The organism is Cupriavidus sp. PB-02 (assembly GCF_058252315.1).
The window spans coordinates 294878-308484 of sequence record NZ_CM177694.1; the positions used below are offsets into that span (position 1 = coordinate 294878).

At 66.5% G+C, this 13607-nt stretch carries 15 protein-coding genes; 12 read left to right on the forward strand and 3 right to left on the reverse strand.

What is annotated here, in order from left to right:
• Positions 1 to 167 precede the first annotated feature (167 nt).
• The 9 genes from gshA to mnmH all read left to right on the forward strand — a co-directional run bounded on the left by gshA (position 168) and on the right by mnmH (position 8481).
• On the forward strand, positions 168 to 1463 hold the full coding sequence (gshA, locus tag AC10V3_RS01455) for a glutamate--cysteine ligase (protein ID WP_022533395.1): 1296 nt from the start codon (positions 168 to 170) through the stop codon (positions 1461 to 1463).
• Positions 1464 to 1471: 8 nt separating this feature from the next.
• Positions 1472 to 2425 (forward strand): glutathione synthase, encoded by a 954-nt coding sequence (gshB, locus tag AC10V3_RS01460; RefSeq protein WP_022533396.1) that lies wholly within the window; start codon positions 1472 to 1474, stop codon positions 2423 to 2425.
• 76 nt (positions 2426 to 2501) lie between these two features.
• The gene (locus AC10V3_RS01465; protein ID WP_022533397.1) at positions 2502 to 2957 is read left to right on the forward strand and encodes a PTS sugar transporter subunit IIA; all 456 of its coding nucleotides are present in this window, start codon (positions 2502 to 2504) and stop codon (positions 2955 to 2957) included.
• Positions 2926 to 3195 (forward strand): HPr family phosphocarrier protein, encoded by a 270-nt coding sequence (locus AC10V3_RS01470; protein ID WP_022533398.1) that lies wholly within the window; start codon positions 2926 to 2928, stop codon positions 3193 to 3195. The genes AC10V3_RS01465 and AC10V3_RS01470 overlap by 32 nt, the downstream gene beginning before the upstream one ends.
• Positions 3196 to 3244: 49 nt before the next feature.
• Positions 3245 to 5026: a phosphoenolpyruvate--protein phosphotransferase gene (gene ptsP, locus AC10V3_RS01475; protein ID WP_349605419.1), complete on the forward strand. Its 1782-nt coding sequence runs from the start codon at positions 3245 to 3247 to the stop codon at positions 5024 to 5026.
• 214 nt (positions 5027 to 5240) lie between these two features.
• Positions 5241 to 5546 (forward strand): (2Fe-2S)-binding protein, encoded by a 306-nt coding sequence (locus AC10V3_RS01480; RefSeq protein WP_010814836.1) that lies wholly within the window; start codon positions 5241 to 5243, stop codon positions 5544 to 5546.
• A 127-nt stretch (positions 5547 to 5673) separates the two neighbouring features.
• Complete coding sequence (gene bfr, locus AC10V3_RS01485) at positions 5674 to 6153, forward strand: bacterioferritin (protein ID WP_022533401.1); 480 nt, start codon at positions 5674 to 5676, stop codon at positions 6151 to 6153.
• Positions 6154 to 6334: 181 nt separating this feature from the next.
• Positions 6335 to 7378: a selenide, water dikinase SelD gene (selD, locus tag AC10V3_RS01490; RefSeq protein ID WP_490922990.1), complete on the forward strand. Its 1044-nt coding sequence runs from the start codon at positions 6335 to 6337 to the stop codon at positions 7376 to 7378.
• Positions 7378 to 8481 (forward strand): tRNA 2-selenouridine(34) synthase MnmH, encoded by a 1104-nt coding sequence (gene mnmH / locus AC10V3_RS01495; protein ID WP_490922991.1) that lies wholly within the window; start codon positions 7378 to 7380, stop codon positions 8479 to 8481. The genes selD and mnmH overlap by 1 nt, the downstream gene beginning before the upstream one ends.
• 6 nt (positions 8482 to 8487) lie before the next feature.
• Here mnmH and AC10V3_RS01500 read toward each other — a convergent pair whose 3' ends face one another.
• The 3 genes from AC10V3_RS01500 to gpmA all read right to left on the reverse strand — a co-directional run bounded on the left by AC10V3_RS01500 (position 8488) and on the right by gpmA (position 11932).
• Positions 8488 to 9252, reverse strand: coding sequence for a HesA/MoeB/ThiF family protein (locus AC10V3_RS01500; RefSeq protein ID WP_022533404.1), 765 nt, complete (start codon positions 9250 to 9252; stop codon positions 8488 to 8490).
• A 131-nt stretch (positions 9253 to 9383) separates the two neighbouring features.
• A complete protein-coding gene (locus AC10V3_RS01505; protein ID WP_022533405.1) occupies positions 9384 to 10991 on the reverse strand; it encodes a S41 family peptidase in 1608 nt (535 codons plus the stop codon).
• Positions 10992 to 11185: 194 nt separating this feature from the next.
• The gene (gene gpmA, locus AC10V3_RS01510; protein WP_490922992.1) at positions 11186 to 11932 is read right to left on the reverse strand and encodes a 2,3-diphosphoglycerate-dependent phosphoglycerate mutase; all 747 of its coding nucleotides are present in this window, start codon (positions 11930 to 11932) and stop codon (positions 11186 to 11188) included.
• Between the two features lie 190 nt (positions 11933 to 12122).
• Between gpmA and AC10V3_RS01515 the strand changes: the two genes are divergently transcribed.
• The 3 genes from AC10V3_RS01515 to secB all read left to right on the forward strand — a co-directional run bounded on the left by AC10V3_RS01515 (position 12123) and on the right by secB (position 13585).
• Complete coding sequence (locus tag AC10V3_RS01515; RefSeq protein WP_022533407.1) at positions 12123 to 12536, forward strand: rhodanese-like domain-containing protein; 414 nt, start codon at positions 12123 to 12125, stop codon at positions 12534 to 12536.
• A gap of 91 nt (positions 12537 to 12627) precedes the next feature.
• Positions 12628 to 12885, forward strand: coding sequence for a glutaredoxin 3 (grxC, locus tag AC10V3_RS01520; RefSeq protein WP_022533408.1), 258 nt, complete (start codon positions 12628 to 12630; stop codon positions 12883 to 12885).
• A 181-nt stretch (positions 12886 to 13066) separates the two neighbouring features.
• The gene (gene secB, locus AC10V3_RS01525) at positions 13067 to 13585 is read left to right on the forward strand and encodes a protein-export chaperone SecB (protein WP_022533409.1); all 519 of its coding nucleotides are present in this window, start codon (positions 13067 to 13069) and stop codon (positions 13583 to 13585) included.
• Positions 13586 to 13607 lie beyond the last annotated feature (22 nt).

The following is a 13607-nucleotide window of genomic DNA, read 5'->3' on the forward strand; positions in this document are numbered from 1 at the left end:
GCGGACACCGGCCGCCGCGCGGGCCGGCCCTTTATTTCCGCACGCCCATCCCCATATCGTTATCCCTTACGCCATGGCCTGCATATCCTTATAAAGGGTGTGCCAGCGCCTGTTTGGCCGTTCCTCTACAATCGGGGCGAACGATAAAGACGATCTATAGGATGGATATGGTCCCGCATCTCATCACCGCGCTGAACGGTCCGCTGCTCGAACTGGAAAAGAAGATCCTGGACGCCACGCCGTCCATCGAGCGCTGGTTCAGGCTGGAATGGCAGGAGCATACCCCTCCGTTCTATTGCTCGGTGGACCTGCGCAATGCCGGCTTCAAGCTGGCGCCGGTCGATACCAACTTGTTCCCCGGCGGCTTCAACAACCTGGCGCCCGAAATGCTGCCGCTGGCGGTGCAGGCGGCGATGGCGGCGATCGAGAAGATCTGCCCGGACGCCAAGAACCTGCTGCTGATCCCGGAGCGTCACACCCGCAACATGTTCTACCTCCAGAACGTGGCGCGGCTGTCGCTGATCATGCGCCAGGCGGGCCTGAACGTGCGCCTGGGCTCGCTCTCCGAGGAAATCACCGAACCGACCCCGATCGAACTGCCCGACGGCCAGACCCTGGTGGTCGAGCCGCTGGCGCGCCTGGGCACCAAGGGCCGCCGCCTGGGGCTGAAGGACTTCGATCCCTGTTCGATCCTGCTGAACAACGACCTGTCGGCCGGGATCCCGCCGATCCTGGAAAACATCAACGAGCAGTACCTGCTGCCGCCGCTGCACGCCGGCTGGTCCACCCGCCGCAAGAGCAGCCACTTTGCCGCCTATGACGAGGTGGCGAAGAAGTTCGCCAAGCTGATCGACATCGACCAGTGGATGGTCAACCCGTACTTTGCGCGCACCACCGGCGTGAATTTCCACGAGCGCGTGGGCGAGGAAGAACTGGCCGACGCGGTGGAAGGCGTGCTCAAGAAAATCGCCAAGAAGTACCGCGAGTATGGCATCAAGGAAACGCCGTACGTGGTGGTCAAGGCCGATGCCGGCACTTACGGCATGGGCATCATGACCGTGCGCGACCCGTCCGAGGTCAAGGGCCTGAACCGGAAGGAGCGCAACAAGATGAGCGTCGTCAAGGAAGGCCTCGAGGTCAGCGACGTGATCATCCAGGAAGGCGTGCACACTTTCGAGAAGGTCAACGAGGCGGTGGCCGAGCCGGTGGTCTACATGATCGACCGCTACGTAGTCGGCGGCTTCTACCGCGTGCACACCGGCCGCGGCAACGACGAGAACCTGAACGCCCCGGGCATGCACTTCGTGCCGCTGGCGTTCGCCCCGAACGGCATCCCTGACAGCCACGCCAAGCCCGGCGCGGCGGTGCCTAACCGGTTCTACATGTACGGCGTGGTGGCGCGATTGGCGCTGCTGGCGGCGTCGCTGGAACTCGAGAAAACCGACCCGAACCCGATCCTGTGACGAGCCCCATGCGCATCCTCTTCATCACTGACCCGCTGGAGACCTTCAAGACCTACAAGGACTCCACCTACGCCATGATGACCGAGGCCGCCGCGCGCGGCCACGAGCTGTACTGGTGCCTGCAGCCGCAGCTGACGCTGTCCGGCCGCGTGGTCGAGACCATGGCCACGCGGCTGCACCTGACCGGCGACGACCATGCCTGGTACCGCGAAGGCAACAGCGCGCTGGAGCCGCTGTCCGCCTTCGACGCGGTGCTGATGCGCAAGGATCCGCCGTTCGACATGGAATACGTCACCAGCACCTGGCTGCTGGAACTGGCCGAGTCGCAGGGCGCGCGGGTCTTCAACAAGCCGCGCGCGATCCGCGACCATTCCGAGAAGCTGGCGATCGCCCAGTACCCGGAATTCATCACGCCGACGCTGGTGACGCGCGACCTGGCGCGCATCCGCGATTTCCACGCTGAGCACCGCGACATCATCGTCAAGCCGCTCGACGGCATGGGCGGCATGGGCGTGTTCCGCGTCGGCGCGGACGGCATGAACCTGGCCGCGATCGTCGAGACGCTGGGCCATGACGGAGCGCGCACTCTGATGGTGCAGCGCTATATCCCGGCGATCAAGGACGGCGACAAGCGCATCTTGCTGATCGGCGGCGTGCCGGTGCCATATTCGCTGGCGCGGGTGCCGATGGCCGGCGAAGTGCGCGGCAACCTGGCCGCCGGCGGCACCGGACGCGCCCAGGAGCTGAGCAAGCGCGACCGCGAGATCGCCGAGGCGCTGGCGCCGGGGCTGTGGGAGCAGGGCTTGCTGCTGGTGGGGCTGGATGTGATCGGCGACTACCTCACCGAAGTCAATGTGACGAGTCCGACCTGTTTCCAGGAGATCACCCAGCAGACCGGCTTCCATGTCGCGGCGATGTTCATCGACGCGCTGGAGCATGCCGTGGGCGCCGCCGGCAGCTAAACCTGACCGCCCCGGACGTGAGCGGGAGTGCGGGGGCCGCCTGCTACAATCTGGGCAATCCAACGGATTCACCATCATGGCAGGCATCCTGATCATCGCGCACACCCCGCTGGCTTCGGCCCTGCGCGATTGCGCCGCCCACGTCTACTGCGGCCAGCCGCAGCGGCTGGAAGCCATCGACGTCCTTCCCGACGCGGATCCCGCCGCCGTGCTGGCTGAAGCCAGGCGCCGGCTGGCCGCGATCTGCGAAGACAACGGCGCGCTGGTACTTACCGACATCTTCGGCGCCACCCCCGCCAATATCGCCGCGCGCCTGGCCGAGCCGGGCCGCGTGCGCGTGCTGGCCGGCGTCAACCTTCCCATGCTCGTGCGCGCGATCTGCTACCGCGGCGAAAAGCTCGACCAGCTCGCCACCAAGGCGCTGGCCGGCGGCTCGCAGGGCGTGCTGCAGGTCGGCACCACCACCGTACAGAACCAAACCGCCAATCATCCCGACAAATATGCTGCAGAGGGACACCACCATCATCAATAAGCTCGGACTGCATGCTCGCGCGTCCGCAAAGCTGACCCAGCTCGCAGGCAGCTTTGTCAGCCAGGTCAAGATGTCCCGCAACGGACGCCAGGTCGATGCCAAGAGCATCATGGGCGTGATGATGCTGGCGGCCGGGATCGGCTCGACCATCACCCTGGAGACCGACGGGCCCGACGAGCAGGAGGCGATGGACGCGCTGCTGGCGCTGATCGCCAATCGTTTTGGTGAGGGAGAGTGAGGCCGGCGGCCTCGACATAAATTCTTAAACGTTCCTGACGGAGCGGTACATGCCTTTCGCCTTGCACGGCATCCCGGTCTCGCGTGGCGTCGCCATCGGGCGCGCGCACCTGCTCGCGCCCGCGGCGCTGGATGTGACGCATTACCTGGTCGATGAAGACCGGCTCGACGCCGAGGTCGAACGGCTGCGCGCCGCGCGCGCCGCGGTACGGGCGGAACTGGCGGCGCTCAAGCGCGACCTGCCGCGCGACGCGCCCGAGGAGCTGGGTGCCTTCCTCGACGTGCACGCGATGATCCTCGACGACGAGGCGCTGGCGCGCGAGCCCGAGGGGCTGATCCGGGGCCGCCGCTACAACGCTGAGTGGGCACTCACCACGCGCCTCGAAGAGCTGATGCGCCAGTTCGAGGAAATCGAGGACGAGTACCTGCGCGAGCGCAAGACCGATATCCGGCAGGTTGTGGAGCGCATCCTGAAGGCGCTGGCGGGGGCCCCCGTGCTGGTGCCCGCGCCAGTGCCGGCGCTGGCCGCCGACGGCGAAGCCGCGCCTGGCGTGATCGTGGTCGCCCACGACATCGCCCCGGCCGACATGCTGCAGTTCCGCCACACCATCTTCCACGGGTTTGTGACCGACATGGGCGGGCGCACCTCGCATACCGCCATCGTCGCGCGCAGCCTGGATATCCCGGCCGCGGTCGGCGTGCAGAGCGCGAGCGAGCTGATCCGCCAGGACGACTGGATCATCATCGACGGCGACGCCGGGCTGGTGATCGTCGACCCGACCGCCATCATCCTCGAGGAATACCGCCACCGGCAGAGCGAGCGCGCGCTGGAAAAGAAGCGCCTGCAACGCTTGCGGCACACGCCGGCAGTAACACTGGACGGGCTCGAGATCGAGCTGCTGGCCAATATCGAGATGGCCGAGGACGCTGGCGCGGCGCTAGTGGCCGGCGCGGTCGGCGTGGGCCTGTTCCGTTCCGAATTCCTGTTCATGAACCGGCGCGACGAGCTGCCGGACGAGGACGAGCAGTTCCAGGCCTACCGCGGCGCGGTCGACGCCATGCACGGCCTGCCGGTGACCATCCGCACCATCGATGTCGGCGCCGACAAGCCGCTGGATGGCCGTGATGGCCGTGGCGACGGCCGCGGCGACGAGTTCGAGACCGCGCTGAACCCGGCGCTGGGCCTGCGCGCGATCCGCTGGTCGCTGTCCGAGCCGGGCATGTTCCTGACCCAGTTGCGCGCGCTGCTGCGCGCCTCGGCCTTCGGCCCGGTGCGGCTGCTGGTGCCGATGCTGGCGCATGCCAGCGAGATCGACCAGACCCTGGCGCTGATCGCGAAGGCCAAGCGCCAGCTGGATGAGCGCGGCGAGCCCTACGACCCGGGCATGAAGGTCGGCGCCATGATCGAGATCCCGGCAGCGGTGCTGCTGCTGCCGCTCTTCCTGCGCAAGATGGACTTCCTCTCCATCGGCACCAACGACCTGATCCAGTACACGCTGGCGATCGACCGCGCCGACAACGCGGTGGCGCATCTGTTCGACCCGCTGCACCCGGCGGTGCTACAACTGGTGGCGCGCACCATCCGCGAAGCCAACCGTGCCGGCGTGCCGGTGGCGGTGTGCGGCGAGATGGCGGGCGACCCGTCGATGACGCGGCTGCTGCTGGGCATGGGCCTGCGCGAGTTCTCGATGCACCCGGCGCAGTTGCTGCGGGTCAAGCAGGAGATCCTGCACGCCAACTGCCAGCTGCTCGAGCCGCTGGTCGACCAGGTGCTCAATGCCTACGACCCGGAGGAGCAGGCCGCAGCCCTGCGGCTGCTCGCGAGACCATGACGACGTCAGGGTTTTTTGATGACTGAATGCGGCATATGCGTCACAATTCACGCTTCGAAAGTGCCGCCATCGCCGCCTTCTTTTCCTGCCTTGTGCCGTTCTCCCGACCTCCTCGCGTGTGGCTTAATGGGAATTGTTATCATTTTGCATCTCTGATATTCTGACGTTCATTCGCAGTGGCATGCCGGTGCCACGCGCCCCACAGGAGGGAGTTGTGTACGTCTGTATCTGCAACCAGATCACCGATCGTGAGATTCACGGTGCCGCACACCTTGGCATCGAAACCCTCGACGAACTGGCCGAAACGCTTGGCGTTGGCACGTGCTGCGGCCGCTGCCGTGAGTGCGCGCACCAGGTGTTGCAGGAAGGCGTGGCAGCGGTGCGCAACGTCACCGTGGCGACCCTCGCCAACATCCAGGTTGTGGAGATTTCTTCCTGTTCCGCATCAGGCCCATGTACCATAATGGACACTCGGGACCCGGCAGTCGCGAACGACCAGCGCAAGGCGTTGGTTGCCTGAACGCGCCCATATGAACTGAAAGCCAGTTCACGGCGCGTTTTGCGCATTTCCTTTTTCACCGACTGCACGCGGCGCCATTGGCGCCGCTTCGTGTTTTTGCGCGGGCCCGATGCAACAGGAGCCGCCAATGAAAGGTGACAAGAAGGTCATCCAGCATCTGAACGCCCAGCTCAAGAACGAGCTGACCGCGATCAACCAGTATTTCCTGCACGCCCGTATGTATCGCCACTGGGGCCTGAAAAAGCTCGGCGACGTGGAGTACAAGGAATCGATCGGCGAAATGAAGCACGCCGACCGCCTGATCGAGCGCATCCTGATGCTGGACGGCCTGCCCAACCTGCAGGACCTGCACAAGCTGCTTTTGGGTGAAGACACGCCCGAGATGCTCAAGTGCGACCTGAAGCTGGAGCAGAGCGCGCACGCCACCGTCAAGGAAGGCATTGCCTACTGCGAATCCGTCGGCGATTACGTCAGCCGCGAAATCCTGGTCGATATCCTCACCGATACGGAGGAACATATCGAATACCTGGAAACGCAGCTGGACCTGATCGACAAGGTCGGGCTGCAGAACTACCTGCAGTCGCAGATGGAGCCAGGCGAGCAGTAAGCCGCCGTCTCCGGCGCGGCCGCTGCACAGGCGGCCCGCCCCAGCGCGCGGCGCCACCCGGCGCTGCCACCTTGCTTGCCTGTTTGCAGTAACCCTTCTCATTCCAATTCCTTTCTTCATCCAGGCGTGCCTGACCGGGTAGTGGCTCCTGCCCGGACAGGGCGCCGCGACGGAGCCAACCATGACCGATCCCATCCGCCTGACGCAGTACAGCCACGGCGCCGGCTGCGGCTGCAAGATATCTCCGAAAGTGCTCGACGTGATCCTCGCGGGCAGTGGTGCGCAGCATCTGGACCCGCGCCTGTGGGTCGGCAATGCCTCGCGCGACGATGCGGCGGTGTATGCGCTGGATGGCGCCGACGGCGAGCGGGGCGTGGTGTCCACTACCGACTTCTTCATGCCCATCGTCGACGATCCGTTCGACTTCGGGCGTATCGCCGCCACCAATGCCATCAGCGATATCTACGCGATGGGCGGCGATCCGCTGATGGCGATCGCCATCCTCGGCTGGCCCGTCAACGTGCTGCCACCCGAGGTGGCGCGCGAAGTGGTGGCGGGCGGGCGCCGCGCCTGCGACGACGCCGGCATTCCGCTGGCGGGCGGGCATTCGATCGATGCGCCGGAGCCGATCTTCGGGCTGGCGGTGACCGGCATCGTCGAACGCGCGCACCTGAAGCGCAACGACACGGCCACGCCCGGTTCGCGCTTGTACCTGACCAAGCCACTGGGCATCGGCGTGCTGACCACCGCCGAAAAGAAGGGTTTGCTGCGCGCCGACAACTGCCACCTTGCGCGGGACTGGATGTGCGTGCTGAACCGGCCCGGCAGCGCGTTCGGGCGCCTGGCGGGCGTGTGCGCGATGACTGACGTCACCGGGTTCGGCCTGCTCGGCCACCTGGTGGAGATGGCCGACGGCAGTGGCCTGACCGCGCGGCTGGACTATGCCGCGGTGCCGGTGCTGGATGACGTGGTCGACTACATCGGCCAGGGCTGCGTGCCGGGCGGCACGCAGCGCAACTTCGACAGCTACGGCCACCGCATCATGCCGCTCACCGACGTGCAGCGCGCGGTCCTGTGCGATCCGCAGACCAGTGGTGGCCTGCTGGTGGCGGTCGAGCCTGCCGGCGAAGCCGAGTTCGTGGCTGAGTGCGCTCGTCTGGGACTGGCGCTGACGCCGGTCGGCGAGATGGTTGCGCGCGCCTCGCTTGCGGTCGAGATCCAGTGATGCGCGCAGACACCGCCGACCTCCGTACCCTGTTCCTCAGCGGCGTGGCAATGATGGATGTGCGCGCACCGCTGGAATTCGCGCGCGGCGCCTTCCCGGGCGCCGTGAATCTGCCGCTGATGGACGATGCCGAGCGGCACGAGGTTGGCCTGTGCTACGCGCAGAAGGGCCAGCAGGCGGCGATCGTGCTGGGCCACCAGCTGGTGTCGGGCGAACGCAAGGCGGCGCGGATCGCGGCGTGGGCGGAGTTTGCGCGCGCGCATCCGGATGGCTACCTGTACTGCTTCCGCGGCGGGCTGCGCTCGCAGCTGGTGCAGCAGTGGCTGCGTGAAGCCGGTGTCGACTACCCGCGCGTGACCGGCGGCTACAAGGCGATGCGAGGCTTCCTGATCTCGGCCATCGATACAGCCGCCGCCGAGCAGCGCTGGTTCGTGCTCGGCGGCCTGACCGGCAGCGGCAAGACCGACGTGCTGGCCGACGTGCCCGCTGCGATCGACCTGGAGGGCCATGCGCGCCATCGCGGCTCGGCATTCGGGCGCCGCGCGCTGGCGCAGCCGCAGCAGGTCGACTTCGAGAACGCGCTGGCGATCGACCTGCTGCGCCATATCGACACAGGCTTCCACGCGCTGGTGGTGGAAGACGAAGGCCGCTATATCGGCAGCCGCGACGTGCCGCAGGCGCTGACGCAGCGCATTCAGGCGAGCCCGCTGGTATGGCTGGAGGCGTCGTTCGAGCAACGCGTGGAGCGCGTGCTGCGCGACTATGTGCAGGGACTGGCGGCGGAATTTCTCGCGGAGAAGGGTACGGCGGAGGGCTTCGAGGCCTACGCCGCGCGTCTGCGCGAAGCGATGGCCGCTATCGCTCCAAGGCTGGGCGGAGCGCGCTATGGCAAGTTATCGAGCCTGCTGGAGCAGGCGCTGGCGCGGCAGGCGGCATCCGGCGAGGTGGCATTGCACCGCGGCTGGATCGAAGTGCTGCTGCGCGATTACTACGATCCGATGTACGACTACCAGCGCGAGCAGCGCACGGCGCGCATCGTCTTCCGTGGTGACCGCGCCGCCGTCACCGACTGGCTGCTGGCGCACGCGGCGCCCAAGGAGTAGCTGCGCTCAGCGCCCCGCGCAGACCGGGCAATCCGGCGTGCGCGCCAGCCGCATCGTGGTCCATTCCATCGACAGCGCATTGACCATCAGCAGCCGGCCCGCCAGGCTGTCGCCGACGCCGGCGAGCAGCTTGAGCGCTTCGGCCGCCTGCACCGTGCCGACCATGCCGACCAGCGGCGCGAACACGCCCATGGTGGCGCAGGCCACTTCCGGCGCGGGCTCGGCCGGCGGGAACAGGCAGGCGTAGCAGGGCGCATCCGGCTGGCGGCGGTCGAACACGCTGATCTGGCCGTCGAAGCGCAGCGCCGCGCCCGACACCAGCGGCACCTTGTGGCGCACGCAGGCGCGGTTGACCGCCTGGCGCGTGGCGAAGTTGTCGCAGCAATCCAGCACCACGTCGGCCGTGGCCACCAGTTGGTCGAGCTCGGCATCGCCCACGCGCGCGGCCACCGTCACGATCTCCAGGCCCGGGTTGATGCGCAGCATGCCCTCGCGCGCGGAATCGACCTTGGGCCGACCCACGTTGGCGGTGGTGTGGATGATCTGGCGCTGCAGGTTGGTCAGGTCGACCTCGTCGTTGTCGACCACGGTGATGCGGCCCACGCCGGCCGAAGCGAGGAAGGGCAGCGCGGCCGCGCCCAGCCCGCCCGCGCCGATTACCAGCGCGTGGCCGGCCAGCAGCCGGCGCTGGCCTTCGATGCCGAGTTCGTCCAGCAGGATATGGCGCGAGTAGCGCAATAGCTGTTCGTCGTTGAGGCCGTCGTCGCTCATGAGGTAATCCCTCGAGTGCTGAAGAGGAGGGCGGTCTTGGGTGCTCCAAAGCCGCCCGAGCTAGCCTAAGCAAGGTGTTCTCCCTCTCCCCTCAGGGGGAGAGGGAGAACACCCGCAGCCTTGTGCAGGCCTCAGGGCGCCTTGCCCGTCGGCGTACCCAGCGGCTCGCCGATCGGCGCGCTGGCTGGCGGCTGCTTGCCGGGGGGCGGAGCGGCCGGCTTGGCGGCCGGGGCGCTGGCACCCTTGGCGCCGCTCTTGCCCGAGGGCTTGGCTGCCTTGCCGTTGTCGGCCGGCGGATTGGTTTCCAGTCGCGACTTGGAGCGCTTGACCGGCTGGCCATTGAGCTGGGCCACGGCTTGCTGCAGCATGAAGTCGTCGGCCGAGCCGAATTCCACCGGCTTCTTGCGGCGTTCCTTCTCGCGCTCTTCCGGCGTCTTCTTCGCGTTCTCTTCTTCCAGGCGGCGCAGTTCTTCCACCCGGCGCTGCTCGCGTTCGGTCATTTCCGGCTCTTCCGATTCCTGCTTGTTGTGCAGGTGGCGCTCGGTATCGATCTCCCGCGTGATCAGCGCGTCGTCCGGATCGCCTTCGGGGTTCTGGTCGACCGGGATGTCCGGGCGAATGCCCTTGGCCTGGATCGACTTGCCGCTCGGCGTGTAGTAGTACGCGATGGTCAGCTTGATGCCGGTGTCGTTGGTGAGCGGACGCACGGTCTGCACCGAGCCCTTGCCGAAGGTGGTCTTGCCCATGATCTGCGCGCGGTGATGGTCCTGCAGCGCGCCCGCCACGATCTCGGAAGCCGAGGCCGAGTAGGCGTTGGTCAGCACCACCATCGGGATCTTCTTGTAGATCGCGGGCAGGTCCTTGAGCGGATCGTCTTCCAGCGAGGACAGGCGGTAGTTGTTGTACGCCGCCTTGTAGACGCGCTTGGCATCGGGCACCTGGCCGTTGGTCGACACCACCGTGGCGTCGTTCGGCAGGAAGGCCGCGGCCACGCCGACCGCGCCCTGCAGTACGCCGCCGCCGTTGTTGCGCAGGTCCAGGATCAGCCCCTTCATGTTCGGGTTCTTCTGCGCCATCTCGGCCAGCTTGCGGGCCAGGTCGGAGACGGTGCGTTCCTGGAAGCTGGTGAGGCGAATCCAGCCGATATTGTTGTCGAGCATCTTGGCCTTGACCGACTGCACGCGGATCTCGGCGCGCGTGATCGAGACCGGGAAGGTGCGTTCCTCGCTCTTGCGGTAGATGGTCAGCGTGACCTTGGTGCCGGGCTCGCCGCGCATGCGCTTGACCGCTTGCTCAAGCGGCAGGCCGCGCACGGGTTTGTCGTCGATACGGGTGATCAGGTCGCCCGGCTGGATGCCGGCGCGGAACGCCGGCGTGTCCTCGATCGGGTTGATCACCTTGACCAGGCCTTCTTCCTGCGAGATCTCGATGCCGAGGCCGGCAAAGCGGCCGCGCGTGCCTTCCTGCAGTTCCTTGAAGTCTTTCTCGTCGAGATAGGACGAGTGCGGGTCGAGGCTGGCGACCATGCCCTTGATGGCTTCGGTCAGCAGCTTCTTGTCATCGACCGGCTCCACGTACTCGCGCTTGATCTGCCCGAAAATATCGGCCATCAGCCGCAGCTGGTCCAGCGGCAAGGGCCCCGATGAATTCTGGGCGGTCGCCGAGATCTGCAGCGTGGCGAGCACGCCGGCGACGAGGCCGACAGAGACTAGGCTGATGTTCTTGAGCGTCTTGCGCATGAGGGCTGCCTGAACGTGTACTTGGTGTACGGAGTGTACGTGTGGGGATTATGCCGGCTGCGGCCGCCCGGCGCTGGGCGGTTTGTCCGACAGTATAAGTCCGAGCGTAGAACGGGGCCTGCCGTGCCCCGGTTCAGGGTGGGCGGCCGCACATGCGCGTACACATGCGCCTGTGGGGGCCGCCCGGACCAGCTTCAGCGTGCCTTGCCCTGGTTGGCCACGGCCGCCAGCGAGGCGGCGATGGCTTCCTGGTCGCCCAGGTAGTAGTGGCGCAGGGGGTGCAGGTCGGCGTCCAGCTCGTACACGAGGGGGGTGCCGTTGGGAATGTTGAGTCCGACGATTTCGTCATCCGAGATCTGGTCCAGGTACTTTACCAGCGCGCGGATACTGTTGCCGTGCGCGGCAATGACCACACGCTTGCCGGATTGGATGTCGGGGGCGATGGATTCGTTCCACAGCGGCAGCACGCGCGCGACCGTGTCCTTCAGGCATTCGGTCAGCGGGATCTCGTTGCGCGGCACATTGGCGTAGCGCGGATCATTGAACGAGGCGCGCGGATCGGTCGGCTCCAGCGCGGGCGGCGGGGTGTCATAGCTGCGGCGCCACACCAGCACCTGCTCGTCGCCGAACTTGGCCGCGGTTTCGGCCTTGTTCAGGCCGGCCAGCGCGCCGTAGTGGCGCTCGTTCAGGCGCCATTCGTTGCGCAGCGGGATCCACATCAGGTCCATTTCGTCCTGCACGTGCCACAGCGTGCGGATGGCGCGCTTGAGCACCGAGGTGTAGGCGATATCGAAGCTGAAGCCGGCATCCTTGAGCAGCTTGCCGGCCAGGTTGGCCTGGGCCGCGCCGGTTTCGGTCAGGTCGACGTCGACCCAGCCGGTGAAGCGGTTTTCAAGGTTCCACGTGGATTCGCCGTGGCGGATAAGGACGAGCTTGTACATGCTGCTGCTTCCAGAGAGTAGATAACCTGTGCGTGCGTCCGCGCCGTCACCCCGAGTGAGCTCATGGCTTTCTAATGTGAACTCCATGTCTCAGGCAGGCGACAATGGCGGCTGGCCATGCAGCGGCAGGCCCCGGACGCCAAACCGCGTATTTTATAATGCCGCCGACCCAACCTACCGGAATGCCAACGTGAATTTCTTTGCCGACTATAACAACCTTGCCCTGATCGCCCTAGCCGTGGTCTCGGGCGGCCTGCTGGCCTGGCCCGCGATCTCGCGCAGCACCGGCGGCAAGACCGTCAATACGGCCGCCGCCACCCAGCTGATCAACAAGCGCGGGGCGGTGGTGGTCGACATCCGCGAGCCCGCCGAGTATGCCAAGGGTCACCTGCCGCAGGCCAAAAGCGCCCCGCTTGCCGAGCTGGCCTCGCGCGCGGCCGGCCTTGCAAAGGACAAGTCGGCCCCAATCATCGTCGTATGCCAGACCGGCCAGCGCTCGGGCAAGGCCCAGGCAGCGCTGAAGGAAGCCGGTTACAGTGAGATCTACGCGCTCGAGGGCGGCATCGCCGCCTGGCAGCAGGCAGGTCTGCCGCTGGTGAAGTAATCCCGGCAACTCCGGCCCGTATTCCGTTACACCGTGCGCCGCCCGGCCCAAAGCCGGTGCGCGCGCCGCATTGCATTCAAGGAGAACCCGCATGGCCCGCGTCGTCATGTACAGCACCGTGGTGTGTCCGTTTTGCGTTATGGCTGAACGCCTGCTGAAGTCCCGCGGCGTGGAAGCAATCGAGAAGATCCTGATCGACCGCGAACCCGGCAAGCGCGAAGAGATGATGTCTCGCACCGGCCGCCGCACCGTACCGCAGATCTACATCGACGATACCCACGTGGGCGGCTTCGACGACCTGTCGGCGCTGGACCGCCAGGGTGGCCTGGTGCCGCTGCTGGCTGCCTGAGCGCCCCGCGACTGCTGCTCGCTCGGAACCGTCTGATTCCGGGCCGGCTTTGTCCCGGCGCGGGTGAAATCGCCACCCGCGTCATGTACCATATGCGTTTTCCAACCGGGCACCGGCCAGCCCTGCACCCATCAGGGGCTGCCGCCGCCGCGCCCAACGCCCATCTTCCCGGAAGCCTTTCATGAGCGACCAGCAAAACACCCAGCAGGACGATCAACCCTTCTTCAATATCCAGCGCGTCTACCTGAAGGACATGTCGCTGGAGCAGCCCAACTCGCCGGGCATCTTCCTGGAATCGGAAGCCCCGTCGGTGGAAGTGCAGGTCAACGTCGGCGCTTCGCAGCTGCAGGAAGGCATCTTCGAGGTGGTGGTGACTGGCACCGTGACGACCAAGGTGCAGGACAAGGTCGCCTTCCTGGTGGAAGCGCACCAGGCCGGCATCTTCGATATCCGCAACGTGCCGGTGGAGCAGCTCGACCCGCTGCTGGGCATCGCCTGCCCGACCATCCTGTATCCGTACCTGCGCAGCAATATCGCCGACGTGATCACCCGCGCCGGCTTCCAGGCCATCCACCTGTCGGAAATCAACTTCCAGGCGCTGTACGAGCAACGCCTGCAGGCGGCCATGGAAGAAGCCCAGGGTGCCGAAGGCGGCAGCAGCGGCATCGTGATGCCCGACGGCAGCCAGGCTCGCCACTGATTCCGGCGTCCGGAGTCATGCA

What these genes read in the sequence shown, in the direction of transcription:
- gshA (WP_022533395.1), top strand. Translation starts at nt 168, where the DNA reads ATGGTCCCGCATCTCATCACCGCGCTGAACGGTCCGCTGCTCGAACTG.
- gshB (WP_022533396.1), top strand. Translation starts at nt 1,472, where the DNA reads ATGCGCATCCTCTTCATCACTGACCCGCTGGAGACCTTCAAGACCTAC.
- AC10V3_RS01465 (WP_022533397.1), top strand. Translation starts at nt 2,502, where the DNA reads ATGGCAGGCATCCTGATCATCGCGCACACCCCGCTGGCTTCGGCCCTG.
- AC10V3_RS01470 (WP_022533398.1), top strand. Translation starts at nt 2,926, where the DNA reads ATGCTGCAGAGGGACACCACCATCATCAATAAGCTCGGACTGCATGCT.
- ptsP (WP_349605419.1), top strand. Translation starts at nt 3,245, where the DNA reads ATGCCTTTCGCCTTGCACGGCATCCCGGTCTCGCGTGGCGTCGCCATC.
- bfr (WP_022533401.1), top strand. Translation starts at nt 5,674, where the DNA reads ATGAAAGGTGACAAGAAGGTCATCCAGCATCTGAACGCCCAGCTCAAG.
- selD (WP_490922990.1), top strand. Translation starts at nt 6,335, where the DNA reads ATGACCGATCCCATCCGCCTGACGCAGTACAGCCACGGCGCCGGCTGC.
- mnmH (WP_490922991.1), top strand. Translation starts at nt 7,378, where the DNA reads ATGCGCGCAGACACCGCCGACCTCCGTACCCTGTTCCTCAGCGGCGTG.
- AC10V3_RS01500 (WP_022533404.1), bottom strand. Translation starts at nt 9,252, where the DNA reads ATGAGCGACGACGGCCTCAACGACGAACAGCTATTGCGCTACTCGCGC.
- AC10V3_RS01505 (WP_022533405.1), bottom strand. Translation starts at nt 10,991, where the DNA reads ATGCGCAAGACGCTCAAGAACATCAGCCTAGTCTCTGTCGGCCTCGTC.
- gpmA (WP_490922992.1), bottom strand. Translation starts at nt 11,932, where the DNA reads ATGTACAAGCTCGTCCTTATCCGCCACGGCGAATCCACGTGGAACCTT.
- grxC (WP_022533408.1), top strand. Translation starts at nt 12,628, where the DNA reads ATGGCCCGCGTCGTCATGTACAGCACCGTGGTGTGTCCGTTTTGCGTT.
- secB (WP_022533409.1), top strand. Translation starts at nt 13,067, where the DNA reads ATGAGCGACCAGCAAAACACCCAGCAGGACGATCAACCCTTCTTCAAT.